This window comes from Micromonospora sp. 15K316 (assembly GCF_004348525.1).
Lineage (GTDB): Bacteria > Actinomycetota > Actinomycetes > Mycobacteriales > Micromonosporaceae > Micromonospora.
The window spans coordinates 39,028-64,718 of the sequence record NZ_SMKG01000016.1; the positions used below are offsets into that span (position 1 = coordinate 39,028).

23 protein-coding genes are annotated in these 25,691 nt (G+C 70.8%); 7 read left to right on the forward strand and 16 right to left on the reverse strand.

Features of this window, described 5'->3' with window-relative positions:
* Positions 1–101: 101 nt before the first annotated feature.
* Complete coding sequence (locus E1211_RS06470) at positions 102–1,688, reverse strand: TROVE domain-containing protein (RefSeq protein ID WP_207915278.1); 1,587 nt, start codon at positions 1,686–1,688, stop codon at positions 102–104.
* 739 nt (positions 1,689–2,427) lie between these two features.
* Here E1211_RS06470 and E1211_RS06475 point away from each other — a divergent pair.
* Positions 2,428–3,015, forward strand: a complete 588-nt coding sequence (locus tag E1211_RS06475; protein ID WP_132346411.1) for a carboxymuconolactone decarboxylase family protein — start codon at positions 2,428–2,430, stop codon at positions 3,013–3,015.
* 40 nt (positions 3,016–3,055) lie between these two features.
* Here the strand turns inward: E1211_RS06475 and E1211_RS06480 are convergent, their stop codons facing one another.
* A complete protein-coding gene (locus E1211_RS06480) occupies positions 3,056–3,439 on the reverse strand; it encodes a VOC family protein (protein WP_132346413.1) in 384 nt (127 codons plus the stop codon).
* Positions 3,440–3,509: 70 nt separating this feature from the next.
* On the reverse strand, positions 3,510–4,175 hold the full coding sequence (locus E1211_RS06485) for a Crp/Fnr family transcriptional regulator (protein ID WP_132346415.1): 666 nt from the start codon (positions 4,173–4,175) through the stop codon (positions 3,510–3,512).
* A gap of 59 nt (positions 4,176–4,234) precedes the next feature.
* On the opposite strand from E1211_RS06485, the gene E1211_RS06490 reads away from it, so the two are divergent.
* A complete protein-coding gene (locus E1211_RS06490) occupies positions 4,235–4,513 on the forward strand; it encodes a YciI family protein (protein ID WP_132346417.1) in 279 nt (92 codons plus the stop codon).
* Positions 4,514–4,618: 105 nt separating this feature from the next.
* Here the strand turns inward: E1211_RS06490 and E1211_RS06495 are convergent, their stop codons facing one another.
* Positions 4,619–5,317: a suppressor of fused domain protein gene (locus E1211_RS06495; protein WP_243709376.1), complete on the reverse strand. Its 699-nt coding sequence runs from the start codon at positions 5,315–5,317 to the stop codon at positions 4,619–4,621.
* A gap of 538 nt (positions 5,318–5,855) precedes the next feature.
* A complete protein-coding gene (locus E1211_RS06500; protein WP_132346419.1) occupies positions 5,856–6,434 on the reverse strand; it encodes a TetR/AcrR family transcriptional regulator in 579 nt (192 codons plus the stop codon).
* Positions 6,435–6,550: 116 nt separating this feature from the next.
* Here E1211_RS06500 and E1211_RS06505 point away from each other — a divergent pair, with 116 nt between their 5' ends.
* Both E1211_RS06505 and E1211_RS06510 read left to right on the forward strand, forming a co-directional pair.
* The gene (locus E1211_RS06505) at positions 6,551–7,552 is read left to right on the forward strand and encodes an NAD(P)-dependent alcohol dehydrogenase (protein ID WP_132346421.1); all 1,002 of its coding nucleotides are present in this window, start codon (positions 6,551–6,553) and stop codon (positions 7,550–7,552) included.
* A gap of 137 nt (positions 7,553–7,689) precedes the next feature.
* Entirely contained in the window at positions 7,690–8,604 is a 915-nt protein-coding gene (locus E1211_RS06510; protein WP_207915279.1) for an AraC family transcriptional regulator, read from the forward strand.
* 454 nt (positions 8,605–9,058) lie between these two features.
* On the opposite strand, the gene E1211_RS06515 is transcribed toward E1211_RS06510, so the two are convergent.
* The 6 genes from E1211_RS06515 to E1211_RS06540 all read right to left on the reverse strand — a co-directional run bounded on the left by E1211_RS06515 (position 9,059) and on the right by E1211_RS06540 (position 17,132).
* A complete protein-coding gene (locus E1211_RS06515; protein ID WP_132346423.1) occupies positions 9,059–9,934 on the reverse strand; it encodes a carbohydrate ABC transporter permease in 876 nt (291 codons plus the stop codon).
* Positions 9,927–10,859, reverse strand: coding sequence for a carbohydrate ABC transporter permease (locus tag E1211_RS06520; protein ID WP_243709377.1), 933 nt, complete (start codon positions 10,857–10,859; stop codon positions 9,927–9,929). Before E1211_RS06520 ends, E1211_RS06515 begins: the two co-directional genes overlap by 8 nt.
* Positions 10,856–12,103 carry a sugar ABC transporter substrate-binding protein gene (locus E1211_RS06525; protein ID WP_132346425.1) on the reverse strand — a complete coding sequence of 416 codons (1,248 nt, stop codon included), beginning with the start codon at positions 12,101–12,103 and terminating at the stop codon, positions 10,856–10,858. Before E1211_RS06525 ends, E1211_RS06520 begins: the two co-directional genes overlap by 4 nt.
* A 27-nt stretch (positions 12,104–12,130) precedes the next feature.
* Positions 12,131–14,620: a glycoside hydrolase family 97 catalytic domain-containing protein gene (locus E1211_RS06530; protein ID WP_132346427.1), complete on the reverse strand. Its 2,490-nt coding sequence runs from the start codon at positions 14,618–14,620 to the stop codon at positions 12,131–12,133.
* A gap of 180 nt (positions 14,621–14,800) precedes the next feature.
* Positions 14,801–16,405: an MFS transporter gene (locus tag E1211_RS06535; RefSeq protein WP_132346429.1), complete on the reverse strand. Its 1,605-nt coding sequence runs from the start codon at positions 16,403–16,405 to the stop codon at positions 14,801–14,803.
* Between the two features lie 76 nt (positions 16,406–16,481).
* Positions 16,482–17,132 (reverse strand): bifunctional 2-polyprenyl-6-hydroxyphenol methylase/3-demethylubiquinol 3-O-methyltransferase UbiG, encoded by a 651-nt coding sequence (locus E1211_RS06540; protein WP_132346431.1) that lies wholly within the window; start codon positions 17,130–17,132, stop codon positions 16,482–16,484.
* A 65-nt stretch (positions 17,133–17,197) separates the two neighbouring features.
* Here E1211_RS06540 and E1211_RS06545 point away from each other — a divergent pair, with 65 nt between their 5' ends.
* On the forward strand, positions 17,198–17,794 hold the full coding sequence (locus tag E1211_RS06545; protein WP_132346433.1) for a helix-turn-helix domain-containing protein: 597 nt from the start codon (positions 17,198–17,200) through the stop codon (positions 17,792–17,794).
* A gap of 8 nt (positions 17,795–17,802) precedes the next feature.
* Positions 17,803–18,624, forward strand: coding sequence for a sigma factor-like helix-turn-helix DNA-binding protein (locus E1211_RS06550; protein ID WP_243709378.1), 822 nt, complete (start codon positions 17,803–17,805; stop codon positions 18,622–18,624).
* Between the two features lie 46 nt (positions 18,625–18,670).
* Here the strand turns inward: E1211_RS06550 and E1211_RS06555 are convergent, their stop codons facing one another.
* Both E1211_RS06555 and E1211_RS06560 read right to left on the reverse strand, forming a co-directional pair.
* Positions 18,671–19,399, reverse strand: a complete 729-nt coding sequence (locus E1211_RS06555; protein WP_132346435.1) for a tetratricopeptide repeat protein — start codon at positions 19,397–19,399, stop codon at positions 18,671–18,673.
* Between the two features lie 46 nt (positions 19,400–19,445).
* Complete coding sequence (locus E1211_RS06560; protein WP_132346437.1) at positions 19,446–20,204, reverse strand: GNAT family N-acetyltransferase; 759 nt, start codon at positions 20,202–20,204, stop codon at positions 19,446–19,448.
* A gap of 213 nt (positions 20,205–20,417) precedes the next feature.
* On the opposite strand from E1211_RS06560, the gene E1211_RS06565 reads away from it, so the two are divergent.
* On the forward strand, positions 20,418–22,805 hold the full coding sequence (locus E1211_RS06565) for a UvrD-helicase domain-containing protein (RefSeq protein WP_243709379.1): 2,388 nt from the start codon (positions 20,418–20,420) through the stop codon (positions 22,803–22,805).
* A gap of 241 nt (positions 22,806–23,046) precedes the next feature.
* Here E1211_RS06565 and E1211_RS06570 read toward each other — a convergent pair whose 3' ends face one another.
* The 3 genes from E1211_RS06570 to E1211_RS06580 all read right to left on the reverse strand — a co-directional run bounded on the left by E1211_RS06570 (position 23,047) and on the right by E1211_RS06580 (position 25,616).
* Positions 23,047–23,628 (reverse strand): hypothetical protein, encoded by a 582-nt coding sequence (locus E1211_RS06570; protein ID WP_132346439.1) that lies wholly within the window; start codon positions 23,626–23,628, stop codon positions 23,047–23,049.
* A gap of 130 nt (positions 23,629–23,758) precedes the next feature.
* Entirely contained in the window at positions 23,759–25,036 is a 1,278-nt protein-coding gene (locus E1211_RS06575) for a CehA/McbA family metallohydrolase (RefSeq protein WP_165947189.1), read from the reverse strand.
* A gap of 154 nt (positions 25,037–25,190) precedes the next feature.
* A complete protein-coding gene (locus tag E1211_RS06580) occupies positions 25,191–25,616 on the reverse strand; it encodes a PASTA domain-containing protein (protein ID WP_132346441.1) in 426 nt (141 codons plus the stop codon).
* Between the last annotated feature and the right edge of the window lie 75 nt (positions 25,617–25,691).

Below are 25,691 nucleotides of genomic sequence, written 5' to 3' on the forward strand. Positions count from 1 at the left end.
GCCAACACTACTCTGAACCGCCGGTCATCGCGCATCCCCGCACGGGCTGGTGACGCCACGTTGCGGCGTCGGCCCCAAGGAGACCGACGCCGCAACGGACGTCAGAACGGCCACTGGTCGCGGGACCCGGCCTCGATGAGCGGAATCATCGCGAACGCCGCGTCGGAGAGACCGCCGAACGTGTGCCGGTTCCCGATTGTCGGGGTGTGCCCCACCCGGTAACCGGCCAGGTTCCACGTGTACACCGGCACCTCCGTGGGCACCGCGGCCGCCACATCCTCCGAGCGGTGCCAGTGCGCCTGCTCGTCGGTGAGGATCACCACGCGGTCGTGCCGGCCGTAGTGCGCCCGCACCGCCTTCTCGGTCTCGGTCCCGCCCCCGTAGAAGTAGCCACCGTCCTTGAACCGGCGCACCGCCGCCAGCACCGACTCCCCCGCCACCGACGGGAACACCCGGCTGGCGTTGGAGAAGGAGACCACCGTCGCGTCGTGCGCCCGGGCGGCCAGCGCGAGGCCGAACACCGTGGCCGCGTCCCAGCAACGCAGCGTGCCGTCCTTGCTGAACGCGCTGGTCATCGACCCCGACGTGTCGATCAGGATCAGGGTCCGCGCGTCCAGGGCGGGCACGTTCGCCAGCGCCTGCTGCAACGCCTTCTCCAGCGGGTACGCCCACCGCAGGCTCGGCGCCGCGTTGTACGCCGACAGGAAGCGCATCGGGAGCACCCGCGACCGCGCCACCTCACCCGGGTCGGCCAGCTTCGCCGCGACCGCCTCGGCGACGGCGTCGCCGACCCCGGCCTGGTCGAAGTTACGCAGATTGCGCAGCAACGCCAGGTAGCCCATGGTCGGGATGATCGCCTCCCACGCGGCGGCGTCCATCGCGGTCTGCCGCCAGCCGGCGAGCGCCTCCCACGTCATCCCGGCCGCCCCGAGCACCGCCGGGTCGATGACCTCCCGGCGCTGCTCGACCGGCAAACCCATCAGCTCGGCCCGGCCGGCCAGCACCGTCAACGACGCCGGAATCGGGTTGTCGCGCTTGTGGCGCCGGTCCAGGGCATGCCGGAACAGGTCTCCCTGCCGCTCGTCCTTGGCCGTCGGGTGGGTCAGATCGATGACGTCACCGAACCGCACCGCGCTGCTCTCGGAGTCGTACTTGAGCAGGCTGCGCTCGTGATACAGCCGCACGGCGGCGTCGGCGATGCCTCGCTTCACCGGCTTCGGCAGCGCCCGGCCGTAACGGCCCAGCCAGTACGCGAGCGCCTCCCCCGGCTCGTCGGCGCGCTGCAACGCCGCGTCCACGATCGCCCGGGATCCCGGCACGCCCGCCGCGACCTGCGCGCGGGCGCCCTCCACGGCCGCCACCACCGCCGCCGAACGCAGCATCGCGCCGGTACGCAGCCACGGCACGAACCGGGCGAACCACTCGGGATCGGCGATTGCGACAGCGGCGATCAACTCGCGGAATCGGGCGTCCCGGCCGGCGGCGCCCTCGTAGAAGGTGTCCTCACCGACCATGTTCGACACACCCAGCAGGAAGAGCTCGGCGCGCGGCTCGCGGGTGAAACCGGGCGCGCCCTCGGCGGTCACGATCCCGTCGGTCTCGTGCCGGGTCGAGCGCGGCTTGACGTTGAACTTGGCCATCAGGTCCCCCATGCCCGTCGAGGACGGGAAGACGCCACCCCAGCGCATACCCGAGACCAGAAGTCGGCGACGGACTAATCCGCTGCTCTGTCCGGTCGAGCTATCAGCCCGAAGGCCTCGGGGGACTCGAACCCCCAACCCGCGGATCCCTGAAGTAACCGTTGCCTGCGCACCCGGTATGCGGTGTGGTGGCGCCTCCCGAGATCAGAAGTCGGCGACGGACGAGCTCTTCACCGAGGCCGTGCGGCCCCTCCAAGATGTAACCGTCACCTTCGCACCGGGAAGTGCGTGCGTGACGCTAGCCGCGGCATCGGTGACCGGGCAACAGAGTTTGCGGTCCGGCGATCGTGGACAGAGAACACGCCGCAGGCCCGAGATCGGAAGTCGGCGACGGAAGGTCCTATCGCTCTGCCATCTGAGCTACCAGCCCGACAGGCTGGAGGGGACTCGAACCCCCGACCCATAGATGAGAAGTATCCGTCGTCTGCGCACCGGGCATGCGGCGTGAACGCGCCTCCCGAGACCAGAGTCGGCGACGGCGACCGGCCCTCGCGGGCCAAGGTGACCTGGGCCGCTGGTCGACACCGCCAGAGGCGGCGGCGGGATTCGAACCCGCGTCTCCCCGTTTTGAGCGGAAGGAGCCGTTGCCTGCGCACCGGGAGGTGCGAAACGCACACTATGGGGCCGCGTTGCGCATCGGCAACCGGATTCCGTGCGCCGGCCGCGGCCGGCACGTCGCGCTCGCCTGTCGTTGGGTGGTGATCGCCGCGTGCAGCACACTGACGCGATGAACGGTCCGGCTTCCTTCCTCGCCGATCCGCCGCAGAGCCCGGCGGTGACCGCCGCCTACGAGGCCGACGTCGCCTCAGACGGGTACGTCAACACCCTCACCCGGGCCTGGAGCTGGCGTCCGGACGTGCTGGCGTCCTTCCAGGACCTGCGTGGCGATCTCCTGGCCGAATCCGGCCTGTCGGCCCGGGAGGTCGCCGTCATGGTCGCCGCCACCGCCGCTGCCCGTGGCGACGCATACTGTGCGCTCGCGTGGGGATCACGGCTGGCCGAACTCAGCGACGAGGTGACCGCCGCGAGGGTGCTACGCGGCGTCGACAGCGACCTCTCCGATCGGGAGGCCGCGCTGGCCGGCTGGTCTCGGCAGGTCGTCCGGGATCCGAATGCCACGACCGAGGCCGACCTCGACCGCTTGCGCGACTCGGGCCTCGACGACCAGGAGATCTTCGAGGCGACGACCTGGATCGCGTTCCGGCTGGCGTTCTCCACCATCGACGACGCGCTGGGAGCTCGGCCCGACACGCAGCTCGCCGAGAGGGCGCCCCGGCTCGTCCGCGAAGCCGTCACCTACGGCCGACCGGTGTGACCGCCGGTCGTCCGAACCCGTTCAGGATGGCGTGCGAGCGTCAGGAACTTGTCGCGGCGCGGTCGGAGTCGCTGCGGAGTACGCAGAACTCGTTGCCCTCGGGGTCGGCGAGGACCGCCCAGCCGGAGCCGTCAGGATTCCGGTGATCGGCGACGAAGGTGGCACCGAAGCCCAGCAGCCGTTCCACCTCCTGATCTCGCGAGGTCTCCGGACGCAGACACAGATGGATACGGTTTTTGATCGTCTTCGGCTCGGGCACCTGGTTGAAATAGAGCACCGGACCCTCCGCCAGCTGCACCTGAGTCTCCCGATCGCCCGGCCTGGATTCCGGATCCAGCGGACGGCCGGTCACCCGGCTCCAGAACCGGGCCAACTCGTAGGCGTCCGCACAGTCGATCGCCACGTTCTGCACCACCGAAACCATGCGCGCAAGCCTCCCTGACTTCCGCTCCAGACGCCACCGGCCAGCCACCCATCTGGAGCGCGCGGCACCGTCAACGGCCGTCCCGGAGCGCGGCGAGACCCCGAGGATCGATCACCACCACCGCGCCCGGCTCCACCCGCAGCAGACCGGCCGCGGCGAGGCCGCGTAGCGCCCGGTTGACGCTCACCCGCGACAGCCCGATCTCCTCGCCGAGACCCTCCTGCGAGCCGGGCAGCGCGACCCGGCCCGCCCTCCCCTGGCCGGCTTCGAGCAGCCAGGACGCGACTCGGGTGTCCGGCCGCCCGGACGCCCGCCGGACCACGGCCCGCCGGTCCCGGTTCACCTGCTCGGAGAGGTGCCGCAGCACGTGGTCACGCAGCGACGGCACGGTGTCGATCAGCTGGTGCAGCAGGTTCGCCGGGAGCCGGCGGGTACGGCATACGGTGGTGGTCGTCCAGGTCAGCGGGTGCGGGCCGCCGGCCAGCACCGCCGCCTTGTCCACCACGGCGGGCCCGGTGACCGTCGCGAACCGTACGCGGGACCCGTCACGGCCGTCGTGGGCGGCGGACAGGGTGCCGCTCTCGACCACGACGAGGTGTTCGGCCGGATCGCCGGCGTGGGCCAGCACGACGCCGGCGGGAACCGTCCCGGCCGGGTGCCGCCGCGCGATCTCGTCGAGCCGGGCGCCGTCGAGCGTGCGGAAGATCGGCACCCTGGCCAGGCCGTGATCCGTCATTCCGGGGACTGTATCCGGCGATACAGCGGCGCGACCGTCGGCTGTTTACCGTACTGCTCATGATCTGTGTCGAGCTCACCTTCAGCGACGACCCGCGGCGCCTCGAGGCCCGCCCGGCCCATCGGGAGCGGCTGAACGCCCTGTACGCGGCAGGCGAGGTGCTGGCCTCGGGCCCCTGGGCCGACGACTCGGGCGCCCTGCTCGTCTTCACCGTGGACCGGGCGAGGGTGGATCAGATCCTCGTCGAGGATCCCTACTACTCCGCGCCCGGCGTCGAGGTGACGTCGGTGCGCGAATGGTCGCCGGTGGTGGGGCCGGACCAGCCGGTTCAATCCTGAAAAGGCGTCGTCCGCTCCCTGGGGCTACAATGCCCGGCCAACGGCCCTGCGCCGACGTGCGGTCGCAGTGAGGCAACCGGCGACGTGGGGACGGGCCACGTGCCGTCAGGCGTACGAGGGGCGGCCCGGGTCGAGCAACTCGGTGACGTGACCTCGGTCGAGCACCTCGATGAGCGCGCTGGTCCCGCGTTCGATCTTGACCGCCACCTCGTCGGGGTGCAGCGGGATCAGTGCGAGCAGGGCGATCCGGCTGCCGTCGGGCACCTCGATCGTCCGGGCCTCGGCGGACACCCGCAGCATCGGGGTTACGACGACCCCGGCGAACGGGGTGCCGGGGGCGTACGGCTGCGCCGGGTCGCCGTTCGGCACCGAGTGCCATTCGCCGATCCAGGTTCCGTACTCGTGTGGCAGTCTTGCGACCTCTTTGAGCACGCGCACCGGCCAACCGGTCGGCTCCTCGCCCAGCCCGGTCACCTCGGTCAGCGGCCAGTCGGCCGGCAGGCTGAGCATCAGTTCCGCGTACGGACTGATGTCGTGACCGTCCGGAACGGTCATCGGCAGGTCACTCATCCCGGAGGTGATGAGCGTCCGGTACGGGCGTTCCTCGGTCGGTCCCACGACGTAGACGTGCACACCGACAAGGTGGGAGGCGATCTCGTGGTAGACGAACTCGACCGGGCCGAAATGCTCCTCGATGTGCCGATCGATCGCCTCGGCGAAGGCCTGCCGGGGCCCCTGCGCCGCCACGAACCCGTCGTGCAGCGACTGATGACGAAGCACCCCTGACCCGCGCGGCTCATCCACGACGACGCAGCCTAGGCGACGGTCCGGCGGTGACCGGAACCGGCTCGCGCTCGCGGTCGTCGTAGCTGAGACATTCGTCCTGAGGTTCGCGGAACCACGTGCCTGGCCGCCGGGCTAATAGCGCTCGACCTGGTCCGATACACGGAAGGTGCTACCGCACTGGGTGCAGATGGCGCGGCCGAACACGTGGGCGACCGCTTCGGCAACGGACTGCTGTCCCACTTCGGTGCTCATGCGATGCAGTCGCAGGCCGACGCCCTCGAGATCGGCGGATGCAGCCGGCTTCCGCTTCGTGAAACCCCTCCTGGCAGGCCCGCTCGTACAACACGTTCCACGCCGCCGCCTGCGGGTCAGCCGCCGCCTGCGCCAACAACTCCTCCACCGTCGCCACGGCGTGATCTAACCAGCCGGGGCCGACAAGGGAACGGAGGCTCGGGCCCGCCGGCAGCCCCTTCGGCCCGCCCTCGGCGACCTGGAGTCCGCTCCATCAGGTGGACGTGACACCGGGTGCCAGGCCCGAGCCGGTGCCGATCGGTGGTCAGTGCGTGGGTCGGGTGAGGCGCTCGACCGCGGCGATCAGGGCTTGGCGGTGGGTGGCGATCCGTTCCGGTGAGTCGGGGTCGGAGCCGTCGGCGGTGAGGAGATCCCGTGGTGTGTGCATCCAGGCACCGGCCATCCCCTGAATCAGGACGAGGAGGTCCACCGGCGGTACGCCCTTGATCCGGGTGGTGTTGTCGCCGGACTCCATCGCGGTCACCTTCGCCGCGTACGCGGCCTCGTTGCTCGGGCCCAGGGCGGGGCGTTCCAGTTGGCGCCACATCGACAGGCGCAGGGCCTCCGGGTGTTCGTGGATGTAGTCGAAGAGCCGGCCGGCGAAGCCGGGCAGGTCCTTCTCGTCGACCGGGACGGCTTCGATCAGGTCTTGCAGCACCCGATCGAGGGTTGCCGAGAACAGTGACTCTTTGTCATTGAAGTAGACGTAGATCAGCTTTTTGTCCGCTTTGGCGGCGGCGGCGATCCGGTCCACACGTGCTCCGGCGAGTCCCACGGCGGAGAACTCGGCGATGGCGGCCTGCAGGATGCGGTTGCGGGTTTCGGCGGAGTCGCGGGGTGACATGGGTCAAGGTTAGTTCACTCACTAGTGATTGAAATACCTCGGGCGGGCGTGCTGTTGTTGCTATGTCACCAACTAGTGAACTCGGGGTCGTGAAGACCCCTCCGGAGGAGAGCAGCATGAAGCAGTGGGTTATCCCGGCCGACGTCACCGACCCAGCCGGCCTGAAGGTCGAGAACGTAGCCGTCCCCGAGCCAGGACCGGGTCAGGTCCGGGTCCGGGTGACCGCGCTGTCGCTGAACGCCCGGGACGGGCTCATCCTCTCCGGCCCCTTCGGGCGGCTGCCCGGCACCGACTTGGTGCCGTTGTCGGACCTGGCGGGGGTGGTGGACAGCCTCGGCGCCGACGTCACCGCGTGGCAGGTCGGCGACCGGGTCACCCGGGGGCACGCGCCTGTCTGGATCGGTGGGCGTCCGGTGCCGTTCGGGATCGGGCCGGGCAGCCTCGACGACCCGGGCGCCGCCGCCGAGCACGTCATCCTCGACGCCGGAACCCTCGTTGCCGCACCGGCACATCTGAGCGACAGCGAAGCGTCGACCTTGCAGGTGGCCGGCGTCACCGCCTGGAACGCCCTCTTCGACACCAACCCGGTCACGGCCGGCGACCGGGTGTTGGTCATCGGCAGTGGCGGCGTAGCCCTGTACGCACTGCAACTCGCCCAGGCCGTGGGCGCTGAGGTCTACGTCGCTCTGCGCAGCCGCCACGACGACCCGCGATGGAAGGAACTCCAGGTCGCCGGGATCGTCGACACCACCGATCCGGGCTGGGGTGAACGGGCGAAGGCCCTCTCCGGGGGTATCACCAAGGTCGTCAACACCGTTGGCTGGGGCCTCCTGAACGAATGCCTGGCCGCGCTCGAGCCCGGCGGTGAGCAGGCCGTCGTCGGCCTCTACGACCCGGCGCCGCAGGCGCCGGACACCATGCTGCTGACCGTCAACCAGCTGAGCGTGCGCGGCGTCGCCGTCGGAAGCCTCGCCATGCACCGCGAGCTGGCGCAGTTCATGGCCCACCACGACATCCACCCGCTGATCTCCGAGCACATCGCCTTCGACCGGCTGCCCGATGCGTTCACCGTCCTGCGTGACGGCGCGGTCTTCGGGAAGATCGTCATCGACCTGTGAGGTGTCTCGGCGGGCTCCGGGTCGGCGCCGCGCGCCGCCTCGGAGCCCGCGTCCCAGGAAACCCCTCAACCCGCGGTGGCGTGTTCCGCCCGTCCGGCCAACGCACGTGATGGCTCCACGGCATGGACAATCCGCTGGTGACCGCGCACGATGGAGCCGTGCCGCTCCAGGAGGGTTTTCGCGGGCAGCGATTGGCCTCGGTGCCGCGTCCGCTCGTCGCCGAGGCGCTGCGGCGCCCGATCACAGGGCGGCTCCTCGTCACCGACGCCGGGTACTACCCGGACGCCGCCGACCACCGGATGAACCGCCCCCGAGGCACCCCCGAGGTGGTACTGATCGTCTGCGCCTCGGGCTCGGGCTGGGCCCGCGTCGGCTCGGGCACGCATCGCGTCGGGGCCTGGCAGGCGCTGGTCATCCCCCGTGGCGTCGCCCACGAATACGGTGCCGACGAACGCAATCCCTGGACGATCTGGTGGGCACATCTGATGGGGTCGGACGTGTCGAAGCTCGCCGAGTGCATGGAGGCGACGACCGAGCGGCCCGTGGTGCCGGTGCGGTCCATCGGTCGGGCGGTGGCGCTGTTCGACGAGATCGTCACCGCCATCGAGCGCGACCAGTCACCTGTTCGCCTGCTGGGCGCGGCGGGGACGGCGTGGAAGCTGCTGACGCAGATCAGCGTCGACCGGGTGCTTCCCGAACCGGGGGACCCGCTGCAGCGCGCGATGAGCCACCTGGCCGAGCGACTCGACGGGAAGGTGACGGTGCCGGAGCTGGCACGGCTGGTGGGGGTGTCGCCGTCGCATCTGAGCACCCTGTTCCGCCGGGCGACCGGAGGCGGGGTGTTGGCGCACCACACCGCGCTGCGGATGGCGAGGGCGCGGCAACTGCTCGACACGACGGGTGCGTCGGTCACCGAGATCGCGTCCGAACTCGGCTTCGACGACGCGTTCTATTTCTCGCGGGTCTTCCGTAAGCACCACGGGATGAGCCCGAGCAGTTTCCGCCGCCGCCACGAGGGCTACCAGGACGCCGATGCCGCCTTCGAGATGTGACCGCACGTGCTCGATGGCGGCGTAGACCTGCGTCGCCCGTCAGCACGACGAGGCGCCGGTCACGAGCGCCTGGGCCGTTTCCGTCCTAAGTAGGAGGCTTCCCCGCCCGGGCGGCGCATCTGGAGCAGACCGGCCTCTGTCAGCACACGCAGGTGCCACCGACGGTGCCCAGCGGCAGCCCGGGTCGCAGCAACCAGGGCCGTGGTGCTGACCGGCTCGGCCGCCTGCACCAGGATTCTGCTCTGCGGGGCACCGGCCTGCGCAGCCGCCCGAGCCGGCCGCAGGCCTGATCCGAACGGCTCGCCCGAGCGCGCCGAAACCCGAGCGCCGCTCCGGCAAGGCCGGACCATGTTCCGGAAGGACGTCCGGCCGAACACCCGGGTGTCCGTCCGGTGTCCGGGCGAGCCGACGGGCGCGCCGGTCGGCGCCTGGTCCGGCGCCGACCGGCGACGGGTCAGCCCTTCAGGCCGCTGCTGGCGATTCCGGAGAAGAACTGCCGCTGGAGTACCAGGAAGATCAGGATGAGCGGCAGCGACGCGACGAGCGCGCCGGCCATGAGGGTCGGGTAGTCGGTCCCGAACTGCCCCTGCAGGCCGGCGAGGCCGACGGTGAGCGGACGTTTGTCGCCGCGTGGGGTCACGATGAGCGGCCAGAGTAGGTCGTTCCAGGAGTAGAGCGAGGTGAGGACGGCCAGCGCGGCCATGGTCGGGCGGACCATGGGGAGCATGACGAACCAGAAGGTGCGCAGGGGTCCGGCGCCGTCGAGGCGGGCTGCTTCTTCGAACCCGGCGGGGATCGACATGAACGCCTGGCGCATCAGGAAGATCCCGAATGCGGAGAACATGCCGGGGATCGCCAGCGCGGGAACGGTGTCGAGCAGCTGGAAGTCCCGGATGATCTCGAACTGCCCGATGAGGAAGAGTTGGCTGGGCACCATGAGCATGGCGATGAAGAGGCCGAACAGGAGTCTGCGTCCGGGGAAGCGCAGCCGGGCGAACGCGTAGCCGGCGAGAGCCGAGACGGTGAGCTGCCCTATCACCCGGAGCACCAGCGCGGAGAGCGAGACGGTGAGCTGCGCCCAGAACGGGACCGAGCCGAAGAAGGTGGCGAAGGCGTCGGTCGTCGGGCCTTCGGGCAGGAACGTCGGCGGGACCTGGGACGCCTCACGGTTGGACTTGAAGATGGTGAGCAGCTGCCAGACGAACGGCGCCACCATGACCACCGCCGCGGCGGTGAGGACGACGTGGATGACCCATTCGCCGTGGCGGGACGCCTTCGATCCGTTCGCCGCCCGGTCCGTACGCCTGCTGCGCAGGATCTGATCAGTCATAGAACACCCACCGACGCTGCAGGCGGAACTGGAGGATGGTGGCGGCCATGATCACCATGAGGAGCACGATCGCGATCGCCGCGCCGTAGCCCTGGTCGAATTCCACGAAGGCCTTCTCGTAGAAGAGGTAGACGATGGTCTTCGAGTCGGCGAGCGCGGTGTTGTTGACGCTGCGGAGCATGACGAAGATCAGGTCGAACATCTGCAGCGCGGAGATCACTGTCAGCACGGTCACCAGGAACACGCTCGGCGAGAGCAGCGGCAGGGTGATCCGGAAGAACTGGCGTACCCGTCCCGCCCCGTCGAGGGAGGACGCCTCGTAGAGGTCCTGCGGGATCGCCTGGAGTCCGGCGCCGAGGATGATGAGGTTGATGCCGAGGCTCATCCAGATGCCGACGACGCCGACGGCGTAGATGGTGAACGTGGCGTCGGCGACCCAGTACTGCCCGGGGACTCCCACCAGGGAGAGCACGTAGTTCAGCAGGCCGAAGTCGCCGTTGTAGATGAAGCGCCAGACCATGCTGACCGCGACCGGCAGGGTGACGACGGGCAGGAAGAAGAGCACCCGGTAGAGGGCGCGGCCGCGACCGACCTGCTCGATGAGCGCGGCGAGGACTATCGCGAGGGGGACGCCGAGCAGCAGGATCGCCGTGTACAGCGCGGAGTTGCGCAGGGCCTGCCAGAAGCGGTCGTCGCCGAGCAGGTCGGTGTAGTTGTCGACGCCGGTGAACGTGCCGGGCCCGAAGGCCGGTACGTCCATGAAGCTCTTGCCGAAGGTGGTGAGGAACGGCCAGACGTAGAGGGCGACGAGGCCGACGAGCGCCGGGGCGATCATCAGGTAGCCCCAGCCGGGTGCGGGCAGGAGCCCTCCCCCGCGGCGGCGGGTGCGCTGCCGCGAGGGAGGGCTGGCGACGTCGGTGGTCACTGTGCGAGGACCTCGTTGATCGCTGTGTTGTAGGCGCGGGCGGCGTCGGCGGGGCTCTGCTTGCCCTCCCACGCCGGGCCGAGGTACTGGGTTTCGAGGCCGGTCCACTTGGCGGCGTCACCGGCGATCGGCAGCGGCACCGAGTAGGCGACCGCGTCGACGAAGACCTTCAGGTTGAATTCGGGCATCGCGTCGAGCCAGCCCTGCTGGGTGTCCCGGTAGGCGGGGAGCACCGCACCGCTCTTGGCCTGGATGACGGCCGCCTCCTTGCCGCTGGCGAAGATCAGGAACTCGGCCAGCTCCTTGGGGTGCTTGGTGCCGGCGTATCCGGCGTTGAGGATGCCGCTGATCATCGTGGCCCGCTGCTTCGCCTTCGGCAGCGGCGCGACGCCGACGTGCGGGCGCAGCGCCTGGTCGCCGTAGAGGCGTTGGGCCCAGAAGGAGCCGGAGAAATACATGGCGACCTTCTGGTCCATGAACATCTGCACCGCTTCCGTGTCCGAGAGCTGCTTGAGCGTCGGCGAGAGACCGTCGGCGTGCATCTGGGTCCAGAACTGCAGGCCGGCGATGGCTTCCGGGCTGTCGATGGTGGCCTTGCCGTCGTCGCCGATCACCTTGCCGCCGGCCTGGTAGATGCTGTTGTAGTACCCGCCCTGGCGGTCGATCGGGGCGGCGATGCCCCACACCCCGGCGGCGGGGTTCGTGAGCTTACGGGCAGCCGCCCGCGCGTCGTCCCAGGTCCAGTTCTCGTTCGGGTACGGCACACCGGCCTTGTCGAAGAGGGCCTTGTTGAACCAGATCCCGTTCGTGTCGAAGTCCTTCGGCAGGCCGTAGAGCTTGCCGTCGACGTCGTACAGGTCGAGGACGGCCTTGGGGTAGGCGGCCAGGTCCACGCCCGCGGCCTTGACCGCGTCGGTGATGTCGAGCAGCTGCTTGCCCTTGGCGTAGGCGGGGAACTGGTCGGCGAGCATCCAGAACGCGTCAGGTGCCGTCCGCCCGGCCGCGCCGACCTGCAGGGTCGACCAGTACTCGGGCCACGGCAGGACCTGCACCTGGACGTCGATGTTGGGGTGCTTGTCCTCGAAGGCCTCGGCAATCGCCTCCATGGCCGGCTTCTGGTCGTCGCTCCACGTCGCGTAGCTCAGGGTGACCTTGCCGTCTCCCCCGCCGCTGCCGCTGCATCCGGTGGCGGCGAGGGTGGCCAGCACGGCCGCGGCGGCGATCCATCTCTTGCCGTGTCGCATGGTTTCTCCTTGGTGGGTGGCCGAGCGTCAGTGCTCGGCCGGGGTGGTGGCGGTGTCGTCCTGGTGGAAACGGGCCGATGCCCAGTCGACGTGGGCCGGCTCCGGGTGGTCGGGCAGGGGGTCCGCGCCCAGGGTCAGCGTGGCCGCGCCCCGGATGTCGAGGTCGATGTCGCGCGGAGGCTCCCCGGAGCGGACGTCGGCGCTGAACAGTCGCACGCCGTCGGCGTGCACGCTCATCCGGGCGGCGGTGCCGGGGGTCTCGTCGTCGACGCCGACGCGGGCGGTGAAGCGGTCGGCCGAACCGCCCGGGTAGAGCGCGATCCGCGACGGCGTGGACGCGCCGAACCCGTCGTCGAACTGGGTCCCGGCGATGCTCATGCGGCGGCCGTCACCCGGGTTGCCGCCACCGTTGCTCTGGTCGCGTTCGATCGGGCCGCTCTCGTTGTCGAACGCGACCATGCTCAGCGCCGACAGGCGATGGGATCCGGGCGTCAGGGGGCGGAACAGGCGCGCATGCGCCACGACCGGGACGCCCTCCTCACCCGGCGTCTCGACGCTGACCACGCCGGCCCGGCCGGGCGGGAGAGCGGCGGGCGCGTGGACCCGCCAGCGGTCGCCGTCGAGCTGCTCCGCCGACCAGCCGGGCGGTAGCCGCAGACGTCCGTCGGCCCGCAGGACGGCCGTGCCGTCCGGGTCGAGCAGTTGGACGGGCGGCTCCACCAGCGGGGCGGCCTGCTCGGGGCGCGCGACGGCCCGGTGCAGCCCGACGCCGCGGGCGGCGACGATGGCGACGAAACCGCCGTTCTCCGCCACCTCGACGACCAGCTTGTCCTCGACAGGCCGCCGCTGGGAGGCCAGGCCGCCCTCGGCGCCGTCGCCGACGATCCACGCCTCGGCCGGCCCGAGCGCCAGCCGGTCGAGCGGAACGGTGAGCCGCCGCGCCGGACCGGTGGCGATGCCGCCGACGAACCAGCGGTCGCCGTGCCGGCGGGCGATGACCGCCTCGTGGTCGGGGTCACCGGCGAGCAGCACCGTCTCGTCCCACGAGGGCGCGAGCTCCGCGAGGAACCGCGCGGCGTCCGGCCGGGCGAGGTAGGCGTCGACGTCGTCGGCGAAGTGGGTGATGCCGCATTCGAACGCGACGCTGAGGGCGAGTTCGTGACCGTCGCTCGTCGTCCGGCCCGGCGCGCCGAACGCGACAGGGGTGTAGTCCATCGCGCCGACGACGTTACGGGTGAAGGGCTGGATCACGTTGTGCGCGGCGGTCAGGGGCGTGTCATGGTAGAAGACGTAGTACTCGCTGCCGCGAATGGCCTCGTAGCCGATGACCTGCGGCCAGGTGCGCGCCCAGCCTCGCGGGATGACCGAGCCGTGGAAGTTCACGTGCAGGCCGAGCCGGGCGGTCTCGGCGAGGATCGTGTCGTACCAGCGGTAACGGTCCTTCGACTCGGACTCCATGAAGTCGACCTTGATGCCGGCGACGCCCCAGGACCGCCACAGGGCGAGCTTCGCCAGGTTCTCCGGCCCGTCGAGGTCGTGCCAGACCACCCACAGGTGCACCTGGATGCCGCGGCGACTCGCGTACGCGACGATCTCCGGTACCCACGTCTCGTCCCAGCCGCAGTCGATGAGCAGGTGCTCCCAGCCGAGGCGGGCGGCGACGTCGACGAAGTGCCGCTGCCGGTGCAGCTGTGCGCCGGAGTAGAAGTCCGACCACCACGACCAGGCGGCCCGGCCCGGCCGTACCCACCCCAGGTCGGCCGGCGGGTCGAGCGGGGCGGGGGCCAGCTCGTCGACGAAGCGGCTCTCGACGATCGCGGCGAGGTCACCGACCAGGAACACCCGCCACGGCGTCACCGGACCGCGGGTGATCTCGGCCGACTCGTCGGCCAGCGCGAACCGTGCCTCCCCCTCGGCGTCGAACTCGGCGTGGGCGCCGCTGAACCGGCCGTCGATCGCCGCCTCGGTGAGCAGGACGTGCACCCCCGCCCGGGGCAGGCGGACGAGCAGCGGGAAGCCGTACGCGCCGGCGGGTAGCTCGGCGACGTCGGCGCCGAAGCGCGGCGTCTCGTACCAGGTCTGGTAGTCGAGCGCCCAGACGCGGGCGTCGGGCCCGAACGACAGCCGGGTGCGGTCGGCGTCGAGACGGCCGTGGCCCTCCAGTCGGGCGAGCGCGTACCGGACGGCCACCCCGTCCCCGCTCGCCCGCACGTGGATCTGCCACTCGACGCCGCTGTCGTGGCGCAGCTCGTGAACCGTCTCGACATGGGTGTACCGGTGGGTGCCCGTCGCCTTGCCGGAACGGGCGGTCCACTCGTCGCTGATCTCCCGGACGCGGGTACGCAGGAGGACCGAACCGGCGTCCAGGTCGACGCCGCCGACGCGGATGCCCAGCCGGACCGCGTCGAGGACGATCCGTCCGGCGTGCCGCACCCGCAGGACGACGTCGTCCGCGCGCGCCTGGACCTCGGGCTCGACGCGCTCGGGCGGTGCCGTCGGGCTGATCTCGTTGACCACGTCGTCTCCGTGCCGTGCGGGAGCCGAACGGGCGGATCCCCTGCTCGGCGGCTTCCGACGCTAGGTTCGCGAGGCACCGGCGGGAATGTTCATTCGGACTCCGGGCCTGGACGATCCGCTGCTGTATGAGAGGGCCGCGCGGCGGCGAGACCCCGCCTGCGGCCCCCTCGGCAGGGACGATCAGCGTGTGAGAGTCCGGTCGGCGGTGTCCCTCGCCGGGGCCGCTCCGGTCGTCGGTGCGCCGGCTGGGCCGTGCCGGTGACCTCCGGCAAGGACGTACACGAAGAGGACGATCATGACAGCGACTCCGGCCCACATGGCCTGTTGCCAGCCGTCGACGAAGGACTCCTGGGCGGCGCGGATCAGTGTCCGCGCCTGGCTACCGGCTCCGTCAGCGGCGGCGATGGCGTTGGCGATGCCGTCGCCGGCCGTGTCGGCGGTGCTGTCCGGCATCCCATCGAGCCGGGGGTCGATGGCGTTGCGGTAGCCGGCGGAGAGCACGGCGCCGAGCAGCGCGATGCCGAGCGCGGTGCCGAACTCCCGGGTGACGTCGTTGAGCGCGGAGGCGACACCTTGACGCTCCCGCGGCAGGGAGGCGGTGATGGCCTCGGTCGCGGGGGTCTGGGTCAGACCCATGCCGAGCCCCATGGCGAGCATGCCCGGCAGGACGGAGAGGTAGCCACCGTCGACGGAGACGAAGGTGGCCATGAGGGCCAGGCCCGCACCGCCGAGGAAGATGCCTGCGGCCATCGTCGAACGCCCGCCGATGCGCGCGGCCAGTCGTGGGGCGAGGCCGGCGGCGAGCATCATCATCACCGCCATCGGCATGAGCGCCAGCGTGGCGCGCAGTCCGGACCAACCGAGGACCGCCTGGAAATACGGGAAGAGGACGACGAAGATCCCCGCCTGCACGCCGAAGACCACCAGAAGCGCCACGGATCCGCTGGTCAGAGTCCGCTCACGGAAGAGACGGACGTCGAGCAGGGGAGCCGGCCGGCGTCGCTCCCACGTCACGAACCCGACGGCGCCGATGACGCCGACGAGCAGGCTCAGAAGCGTCACCGGAGCGGTCCACCCCCGCACCGGGCCCTCGTGCAGGACGACGATGAGCCCGACCGCGGCGATCACGGACGTCAGCGAACCGATGACGTCGAACCCGTGTTCCGACCTCTCCCGCGAGTTCGGCACGGAGCGCAGCGCCATGGTGACGGCGACGGCGACGAGTGCGACCGGCAGGACGAACAGCCACCGCCAGTTGGCCAGGTCCACCAGGGTCGCGGACAGGTACATCCCCAGGATGCCGCCACCGCCGGCGACGCCGGTCCAGACGCCGATCGCCTTGGCGCGCTCGCCGTCAGGAAAGGTCGAGGTGATGACGGCCAGGGTGACCGGCATGATCATCGCTGCGCCGACGCCGCTGAGCAACCGCGCCGCGATCATGATTTCCGACGACGTCGCGAGGCCGGCCACCGCGCTCGCCACCGCGAAGACCACCAGGCCGGTGAGGAGTACGGGACGGCGTCCCCATCGGTCGCCGAGAGCGCCGAGCGGTAGCAGCAGCGCGGCCAGGCTGACGGTGTAGATGTTGATGATCCACAGGACGGTGCTCTGCGAGGCGTGGAACGCGACAGCGATCTCCTGCTGAGCGACGTTCAGCCCGGAGACGGAGGCGATGACCGCCATGAGAGCCACGCACACCGCGATCAGGATCGCGCGACGCCGGCGCGGGTCGTGCACCGTCGTGTCGACGACGTCCGACTGAGCGGACAGGTCCGGGGAGAGCATGCGCGATTTCCCTTCGAGAAGCGCAGGTTGATACGGCGCCGGAGCGGTGCGCCCCGGCGCTGCGCAGGTGGTGTGATCAGGTGCGCCGGGTGGCGCGGACGACGACGTCGTGCAGCGGGACCGGCCGGCCGGGGATCGTGCGAACGTGCTCCTCGGCGCTGGTGATCTCCCACCGGGTGCCGTCCAGGCCCGCGGTGATGTCCGCGAGGGTGACGGAGGCCTCGGCGGGCGGGTGGTGCCCGTGCTCGGCGGGCGGGTGGTGCCCGTGCCCGGTTGTCGCCGAGGTGTGCAGGTGCCCGACGATCAGCAGGGTGCCGCCGGGCGCCACCCAGGCGGATATCCGGTCGTAGAAGGCGAGCTGCGGCATCGCCGGATGCGCGTAGTGCGTCGTGACCAGGTCGAAGCGCTTGTCCGGTTCCCAGACGGTCAGGTCCGCCTCGATCCACCGCACGCGCCCGGACATCCCGCTGGTCGCCTCGCGTTCGGCGGCGAGGGCGAGGGCTTCGGGGGCGATGTCGACAGCGGTGACCTGCCAGCCGTGGGCGGCGAGCCAGATCGCCTCGGCGCCGGCGCCGCACCCGGCGTCCAGGGCACTGCCGGGCGTCAGGTCGCCGGTTGCCTGGGCGAGGTACGGGTTCGGCGGCTTGCCGGCCATGGCGGCGGGCGAGTGGCCGTGTGGCTGGTGCCAGTGCTGGTCCCAGTAGTCCTTGTCGAATGCGTGGGTCATGGGGCGATCCTGACCGCGTACCGAACAGACCGGCAAAAGATTTTGCCGAATGGAAAAATGGGGGGATGAACGAGAACGTGGACCGCACGCTCGACGCCGTCGGCGCGCGGCTGAAGCAGCTCCGGGCCCGCCGCGACATCACGCTCACCGACCTGGCGAAGGAGACCGGCATCTCCGCCAGCACGCTGTCCCGGCTCGAGGCGGGCCTGCGGCGCCCCACGCTCGAGCAGCTCCTCCCGCTCGCCCGCGCCCACGGGGTCACCCTCGACGAGCTCGTCGACGCGCCACCGACCGGCGATCCCCGCATCAACCTGCGCCCCATCTCCGCCGGCGACGGGGCGACCGTCCTACCGCTGACCCGCCGGCCCGGCGGCATCCAGGCCTACAAGTTCGTCCTCCCGGCCGGAACCGACGACCGCGAGCCCGACCTGCGCACCCACGAGGGCTACGACTGGGTGTACGTCCTCAACGGCACGCTCCGCCTGGTCCTCGGCGAGCACGACCTCATCCTGCGAGCCGGGGAGGCCGCCGAGTTCGACACCCGCACCCCACACTGGTTCGGGTCCACCAGCGCCGGTCCCGTCGAGTTCCTCAGCCTCATCGGCAGGCAGGGCGAACGTGTGCACGTCCGGGCCGCACCGCGATCAGGTCAGCCGGATTAGCGCCGGGCGTGCCACGAAGCCAGCGGGAGGAGATCCTGTCTCCGGCCGCCTGGCTGACGACGGTGACCAGCCGCATCTGCCTGGACCTGCTCGGCTCGGCGCGGGCACGCCGGGAACGCTACGTCGGCGCCTGGCTGCCCGAACCGCTGCCCGACCGCACCGAGTGGGACCGTACGGGCAGCGCAGACCCCACCGGCCCCGCAGACCCCGCCGAGCAGATCGTCCAGGACGAGTCGGTCGCCATGGCCTTCCTCGTCGTCCTGGAGTCGATGACACCCGCCGAGCGGGTGGCGCTCGTCCTGCACGACGTCTTCCGGTACCCGTTCGCCGAGATCGCCGACGTGCTCGGCCGCTCCCCCGCGGCCTGCAAGCAGCTGGCGGCCTCCGCCCGGAGGCGGGTCGGCGTCGCGCCCGCTCCGGTGGCGGCGACCGGCCACGCCGACGTGGTGCGGCACGTCAAAGAGGCGTGGGAAACCAGGGACATCGCAGCCCTCGTCGGTCTCCTCAACCCGGCCGCCGTCATGACCGCCGACGGTGGCGGCGTGGTCGGCACCGTCCTGCTCCCGATCGAGGGCGGTGCGCGCATCGCCCACTACATGATCGCCATCGCCGACCGGACTCCGGGACTCGAACTCGTGCAGCGGTCGGTCAACGGCATGCCGGGCCTGGTGGCCCAGCGCGCCGGCGCCGTCACGACCGTAGCCTCGTTCGAGATCTCCGACGGGCGGGTGACCAGGATCTGGGTGGTCCGCAACCCGGAGAAGCTACGGCGGTGGGCGCGGGGAAACCGGCCGGGCCCCGTTCGCGATCACCTCGACGATCACTCGTGAGGAGCCTCGGTCACCGGCGGCCCGGCCCAGTCGACGACCTCCGGCCTCAGCGCTGTTCGTCGGCGAACGCGGCACGCGGATCGAGGAGCTGACCCCTCGCGTACTCCTCGTCGAAGCCGGCCTGTCCCAGCGCTTCGATCGCGGCGACGCGCATCTTGGCGAGATCGGCGGCGTCGTCGGGGTCCGGGATCTGACCCAGCGCGGCGAACGCGGCATCCGTGACGCCGACCATCCGGGCCGCCCGCGGGTGATCGCCCTCCGCCGAGGCCAGCGCCGCGCCCGCCACGCAGACGTACGGCACGAAGTCGGCCCAGCCGTTGCCGAACACCCGTTCCCGGTTCTCGGCGAAGAGCTTCCTCGCCACGTCGAGGTTACCCAGGCCCAACTCGCAGAACGCGAGGTTGTGATATTCCGAGTTGACCGTCTCCGGCCGGTCCAGCGCCTCGTTGAGGGCGATGCTCTCCCGGTACAGATCCCGCGCACGGAGCAGGTCGCCGGACATGCGCGCCACCCCGGCGAGCACGTGCCTCGGCCGTTCCTCGAGGCCGCGGTCGCCGGAGCGCAGCGCGACCTCGAGAGCCTCGCGGGCTCGGGCCTCCCCGGCGGAGAGGTCACCGCGACGGATGGCGACCCGAGCCAGGCTGTAGCGGGCCTCCACCTCCCCCGCCGGGTCACCTGCCGCTTGGGCCCGCGCGATCTCGGCCTCGCTCATACGCACCACGGCGTCGCTCTCACCGCGCCGGAAGGCCGCGCGTACGTTCGTACTGAAGTTCATGGTCCCCCCCACACATCTGTCTTGAAGCGGTCAGGTACGGGTTTCGTCACCCGGCCAGAAACACGGTCCAGTTCTCCACGAGCCGGAAGCCCATCGACTCGTAGAGCGGCCGGCCCATCTCACTGGACTGCAGGTAGGCGGCGTCCGCGCCGGCCGCGATGCCATCCGCCAGCACGGTCTCGGTGATCGCCCTGCCCAGGCCACAACCCCGCGCGGACGCGGCGACGGCGATGTTGAACACGCCGACCACACCGCGGGTCACGATCCCGAGGCCGGTGCCGGCGGGCCGGCCAGACTCCTCGGCCAGGTAGCCGCTGACGGGGTCGGCGTCGAGCACCCCACCGCCCATCAGCGAGCCGAAGATCCCCTCGGGCGCCTCGAAGCCCTCGGTGAGGACCTCGGTGTAGAGGTCGCTCTCGGCCGCGCCGACCCGGCGGACCGGCTTGCGCTGTTCCAGGCCGACCCGGAACACCAGATCCTTCGCATCGCAGGCCATCAGCGGCATTTCACTGCGGTTGAGCAGCCCGTGCCGGGCGGCGAGAGCGGCGACGTCGTCGTCCGCCTTCCGAACCATGATCGACCAGCGCTCGGCCTGCCGGCCGACCTCGGTCGCCATCTTGTCGAGCGCCCCGAGGTCCGGCTCCCGCGTCGTGTCGTAGGCCACGTTGAGCGTCGCGACGCGGGCCTGGGTCACCGCGGCGCGGGCGGTGCCCTGCTCGGCGTACCAGCCCTTCGGGGTCACCTCGCAGAGAAATTCGATGGCGTCGAAGTACGCCGCCGCCATCCGGTCAGCAGTGCTGTTCATGGCTTGCCCCCTCGTGTTTCCCATAGCCGCGGCAACCGTAGCCGGACACCGTGACCTGCCGTCCGCAGGCCAGGCCGGGTCCACGGATGGCACCTTGGCGGTTGCCGGATGCCGCGGCAGCCGCTCCGGACAGTGATCGAGTGCCGCCCAGGAGCAGTGCCACCATCGGCATTCAGATCAGATGAGAACCGACTGTCAATAAGCGAATCACGATTGAGTGAGGCCACAGGCGACCCGGATTCTGCAAGGCATCGAGATTCCCATCCCGGCGGGCGGAGTTCCTGGCCGACGGGGAGAAACCACCCCTATGCTTGCCGCCGGCAAACACTACGGCTCATCCGGGCCGAGGGACACCAGTGCAAGGATTTGCGAATGCGCCGGAATTCTGCTCTGAACAACGGCACTGCTGACATCAACCACGCAACACCGAACGACGAACCGCCGACCTCCACCACGGAGGGCGTCGCGCGCCGATCCGCGGTGGCCGAGGAACAGGACTTTCTCGACGTGGCCACGGCCCGGCGCGACAGGTTGGCCGACCACCTGCAGGCCGAGCTCTCGTCAGAGGCCCTGGACGCGTTGGAGCGGGCGCGGCAGCGCATGCTGCGCCAGCAGTACGAAGAGCTACGGCGAGCGCGGGAAGGGCTGGTCTTCGGCCGCCTGGACGGCCTCGACGGCAGCGTGCGACACATCGGCCGTATCGGTCTCCGCAACGACGGCGAGGACAGTGAGCCACTGCTGGTGGACTGGCGCGCTCCCGCGGCTCGGCCGTTCTACACCGCGACGGCCGTCGACCCACAGGGTCAGGCGCGGCGCCGGCACATACGCACGGCGGCATCGACCGTCGTCGGCGTGGACGACGAACCACTGGACGGGACCATAACGGCGGAACTCGTCGGTGAAGGCGCTCTTCTGGCCGCCCTCGACCAGCGGCGCACCGGCCGCATGTCGACGGCGATCTCCACACTGCAACGCGAACAGGACGACATCATCCGGGCCGAGGCGACCGGCCCCCTGATCGTTCAGGGCGGTCCCGGCACCGGCAAGACCGTGGTTGCTCTGCACCGCGTCGCCTACCTGCTATTCGCCCACCCGAAGATGGCCGACCAAGCGGTGCTGGTCCTCGGCCCCTCGCCGCGGTTCCTCCAGTACATCGCTCAGGTGCTGCCCGCGCTCGGTGAGACCGCCGTCGTCTCGGCGACCTGCGACACCCTGCTGCCCGAAGTCCGCGTGGGCCGCGACGAGAGCCGGCATCTCGCCGAGATCAAGGGCCGCGCCCTCTGGCAGACCGCGCTCGAGAACTACGTCACGTCGCTGCTCCCCCGGCCCCGCGAGCTGAAGCTGCGCTGGGAGGGCGACTTCTACGTCATCCCAGCCTCAACAGTGGCACAGGCACTCGTCTCGGCGGTGCAGGGACGCCCGTACCACCGCGCCCGCGCGGCGTTCGCCGAGCAGCTGCACCACCTCCTCGCCGAAGCCGTCGTCGAGCAGCGCGAGGCGCTGATGAACGAGATGGAGGAGGGCTTCGAGGACATCCTCGCCCGCGTCGACCGGGACATGCGGCAAGACCACCATCGCGGCAGAGCGCCCACCGGCATCGACAGCGACGGACTACTCTCCGACGAAGAGATCGAACACCTTCGTCATCGGATCGCCGAGAACGCCGCCATCGCCCGGTTCATCGAGGCATGGTGGCCCACCCTCGACACGGAGACACTCCTGCGTGATCTCCTGGCCGACCGCGCCCTGCTGACCCGGTTCGCCCCGCAGCTGTCCCCGCAGGAGATCACCGCCGTCTCGGCCGAGCCCGCCCCGTGGGCATCGAGCGACATACCCCTACTCGACGCCCTCGCCGACCTGCTGGGCGAGGTCGACGCCCCGCCACCACAGGGCGAGTTCGTCGCCGACCGCGCTCGCCGGCAGCGCGGCTGGGTGTACGGCCACGTCGTCGTCGACGAAGCGCAGGAGCTGTCCGAGATGCAGTGGCAAATGGTCCTACGGCGCTGTCCCAGTCGTTCCATCACCGCCGTCGGTGACATCGACCAAACGGAGGCAGCGCACCGGCACACCAGTTGGGCGCAAGCGGTGCAGGCTGCTTTCGGAGACCGCTGGACCGCCGCGGAACTCACCATCTGCTACCGGACCCCGCGTGAGGTCATGGACCTCACCGAACCGGTCTTGACGAAAGCCGGCAGCCACAACGCGCCGCCACGGGCCGTACGCTCCTCCGGCCTCGCCCCCTGGGTCCGCACGATCACGCCCGCCGAGCTTGCCGACGCCGCCGCCCGTGCTCTGCGAGAGCTGCAGCAACGATGGCACGGTGGCACCGTCGGGGTCATCGCCCCCGCCGTGCGCATCGCCGAACTCCGAGCCGTGCTGGGCGACGTGTCGGTGCTGACCGCGACCCAGTCCAAAGGCCTGGAGTGGGACGCGACGCTACTCGTCGACCCCCAGGGCATCGCCGCTGAACCGCGCGGCTGGAACGGCCTCTACGTCGCGCTCACCCGATGCACCCAGGAACTCGGACAGCTGGTACTCACGCGGCAATCGCCACGCCCTGGGCCGACAGCTCCGGATGTTCGGCGGGTCCTCAAGACGTAAGGATCGGCCTGCCTGAAGGTGAGAAGGGCGAACAGCTGCCGGAACCGGCTCCGACGAGCTGTGGGCGGAGATCGCGCGACTGTCACCGCCTCGACCACCACAGCGATGCCGATGCCCTGGCCTCCTCGCGGCCAGCGCTCGTCACACCCGCCCGCCCCAGCCACGAATCCGAACTGCCGGCGTCTGGCTCGGCCCGGGTGATGCCGCGCCCAGCCGTTCGAGCTCGGGACGAGCGGGGACCTCACATTTCCAGATCCCGGCGCCCGACCCGCCACCAGCGCTCCGCCGCCGAAGGGCCGTACCAACCTGCGGCGGGCCCGGCCGGGTGGACACCGCAGGTCGGGCATGCCCGCTCCGCCCTGGGCCGTTCGATCCCGCAGGCGAGACAGTGCGTGGCGGAGGGGATTCCGGCGGCGTGGCGATCGAGTACGCCCCGCACGACCTCGGCGATAGGTCGTGTCGGATGGTGCTCAAGGTCGGGGCAGTAGGCGATCCCCGACCCGCCCCACGAATTCCACGGCGGCCGCGTTCGCGGCACGCGTACACCCGCCGCCTTCTCTCGGCGCCGCAGCTCGGCGTACTCCCTGGCTCGCGGCACGACCACGTCGCGTACCCGTTGAAGCTCCTCCACAGCGCGCACGAGCGCGTCCGGATCGTCTTCGAGCCTGCGTGGAATGCGGGCCGAGACGACCAGGTGGTGCCAGGAGGCGCGGAACCCGTACGGCGCGCAGTCCAGCGCGCACTCCCGCAACGCGTGCAGCCTCCGCCGGAGCGGGAGTGCGCTGTCGCGGACGCGGCTGGCCTGCAGGGGGAAGCTGGTCACCGGGGCCATGGTTGTCCAGCGCAGCGCACCGCGCCACCACATTCCGACAGCCGATCGCTGGTCGAGGAGAGGAACAACATTCCCGCCCTGGCCGGCCCGTAGGGGCTGGCCAGGGCGGCGAAGGAATGGATCAGGGCCGCAGCCACCACGGGCTGGTGTAGGCCACCCCGAAGTCGTTGCACGGGTGACCGGCCGGGCCGGGGGTGCCGTTGGGCTGGGAGGGGTCGGAGACCCGCAGCACCACCCAGTCTCCGTCGGCGACGTCGAGTGGCACGGTGAAGTCGGCGACCTGGCCGCTGACCGTGTCGATGACGTCGACGACTGTCGGCGCGGAGGTTCCCGGACGCAGGACCTGGATCCGCAGCGGCATGCCCTCCCAGACCGGGCCGCGGTCCACGTCCAGCAGGAACCGCACGTCGCCGGAGGTCACGTTGAGCACGCCACCCATGCGGACCCCGTTGGCGGTGGCGTCCACCCGCAGTCCGGACACCCGGGTGGCGAAGGAGCGGCGGGCGGCCATCGCCTCGAACACCGCGGCGCGGGTGTTCTCGGTGACCCAGAGGCCGCTGCGGCCCTTGCCCTCGTGGAATCCCCAGGTCGTGCCGTGCTCGTCGGTGACGCCGGTCAGGCCCGGTCGCCAGCCGGCGTTCAGGCAGGCCACCAGGGGTGAGGTCAGCCCGGAGGACCAGCCCTCGAACAGGTAGTCGTCGGTGCGGTTGAACATCTCCAACCCGACGAACTGGTTGCGGACGGAGGCGTCGAAGGAGAAGTTGTTGAACCGGCCCGGCTCCCGGCCGGGGTGGTTGAAGCTGGCCAGACCGCCGGCGCGGCCGGTGAGCCAGTCGTACAGGTTGCCGGGGCTGCTGGCCCGCAGCAGGTCGGCGAAGTCGGAGGTGTTCCAGACGTTGATGTGCCCCTGCAACGGATGCGACCACTCGAACCCGCGGATCGCCGTGAACTGACCCGGGTCGTTGGCGGCGTTGGCCAGGTCGCCGGTGGTCCGCCACTCCGAGGAGCTGAGCCCGTCGATCGCGAAGAGCGTGGCGTGGTCGGTGAGCGCGGCGACGTCCAGCCCGGCCTCGCGCATCGAGGCGAAGGCGGCGTCGGCGCTGCCGTCACCGTCCGACATGACCGTGTGGTTGTGCATGTCGGCGTGCACGAGCGTCGTGCCCTGGGTGATCAGGGACGTCCGGGCGGCGCCGGCCGCGGCGGTCGCGGTCGGGGCGCTGGCCGTCGTCGTCGTGGCCGCCTGGGCCGAGCCCGGCAGCGCCGCCAGCATCAGCATTCCGCCGGTACCGGCCAGCATCGCGCGCCGGCCGAAGGACGGGGCGACGTTCACCTGGCCGTACGGCACCTCGTCGTCGGTCGGCTGGTCGTGGTGGCAGTGGTGGGGATGATGTCCACTCATAGAAAGATATAAGCATTCATCGATCCGACGGCGACACCAAACTGAGTCGTCGGCCAGGCGAACAGTGCGGTACGGGCTCCCCCCATCCTCCGTCCGCGCCGGCTGGGACCGGGGGCGGACAGGCGACCGACGAGGCGCACCTGCCCGCCCATCGTCAGCCCTCCTTCGTGCAGGTGAGCACGATCGTCTTGTCGGTGCGGACCATCGCACCCGCCTTCGCGCTCTGCTTCGTGACCGTCCAGTTCGGCGGGGACAACACCACCTTGTCGTCGTCGTCCTGCGATCCGAAGGTCACCTTCGTGAATCCCATGTCCGTCAACGTCTCGTAGGCGACCTGCGCGTTCTCGCCGACGAGGTTCGGCATCTTCAACTGGGCCGCCGCCGAGGGCGACGGGAGGGCGGCCGAGGTCGGCGGGACGGCCGGAGTCGTCGCGGCCGGGCTGCTCACCGCCGGCCCGTCGCTCATTGGCACGACGGGGGCCGGCTGGCGGGCCGATTCGGCTCTCGAATCGTTGGCACTCTGGATGACCGCCCCCAGGATCGCGCGGGTACAGCAGAACGCGACGAGCCCGGCGATCACGATCCCGATGATCACGACCGCGGGCAGACGCCGCTTCGGGGGCGGCGGAGGGAAGTGCGGGGTGGGGTTCGGCGG

Bases quoted from the DNA above. Each gene is read 5' to 3' on its own strand.
- E1211_RS06470 (WP_207915278.1), bottom strand. From the start codon at position 1,688: ATGCGCTGGGGTGGCGTCTTCCCGTCCTCGACGGGCATGGGGGACCTG.
- E1211_RS06475 (WP_132346411.1), top strand. From the start codon at position 2,428: ATGAACGGTCCGGCTTCCTTCCTCGCCGATCCGCCGCAGAGCCCGGCG.
- E1211_RS06480 (WP_132346413.1), bottom strand. From the start codon at position 3,439: ATGGTTTCGGTGGTGCAGAACGTGGCGATCGACTGTGCGGACGCCTAC.
- E1211_RS06485 (WP_132346415.1), bottom strand. From the start codon at position 4,175: ATGACGGATCACGGCCTGGCCAGGGTGCCGATCTTCCGCACGCTCGAC.
- E1211_RS06490 (WP_132346417.1), top strand. From the start codon at position 4,235: ATGATCTGTGTCGAGCTCACCTTCAGCGACGACCCGCGGCGCCTCGAG.
- E1211_RS06500 (WP_132346419.1), bottom strand. From the start codon at position 6,434: ATGTCACCCCGCGACTCCGCCGAAACCCGCAACCGCATCCTGCAGGCC.
- E1211_RS06505 (WP_132346421.1), top strand. From the start codon at position 6,551: ATGAAGCAGTGGGTTATCCCGGCCGACGTCACCGACCCAGCCGGCCTG.
- E1211_RS06515 (WP_132346423.1), bottom strand. From the start codon at position 9,934: ATGACTGATCAGATCCTGCGCAGCAGGCGTACGGACCGGGCGGCGAAC.
- E1211_RS06525 (WP_132346425.1), bottom strand. From the start codon at position 12,103: ATGCGACACGGCAAGAGATGGATCGCCGCCGCGGCCGTGCTGGCCACC.
- E1211_RS06535 (WP_132346429.1), bottom strand. From the start codon at position 16,405: ATGCTCTCCCCGGACCTGTCCGCTCAGTCGGACGTCGTCGACACGACG.
- E1211_RS06540 (WP_132346431.1), bottom strand. From the start codon at position 17,132: ATGACCCACGCATTCGACAAGGACTACTGGGACCAGCACTGGCACCAG.
- E1211_RS06545 (WP_132346433.1), top strand. From the start codon at position 17,198: ATGAACGAGAACGTGGACCGCACGCTCGACGCCGTCGGCGCGCGGCTG.
- E1211_RS06555 (WP_132346435.1), bottom strand. From the start codon at position 19,399: ATGAACTTCAGTACGAACGTACGCGCGGCCTTCCGGCGCGGTGAGAGC.
- E1211_RS06560 (WP_132346437.1), bottom strand. From the start codon at position 20,204: ATGAACAGCACTGCTGACCGGATGGCGGCGGCGTACTTCGACGCCATC.
- E1211_RS06575 (WP_165947189.1), bottom strand. From the start codon at position 25,036: ATGAGTGGACATCATCCCCACCACTGCCACCACGACCAGCCGACCGAC.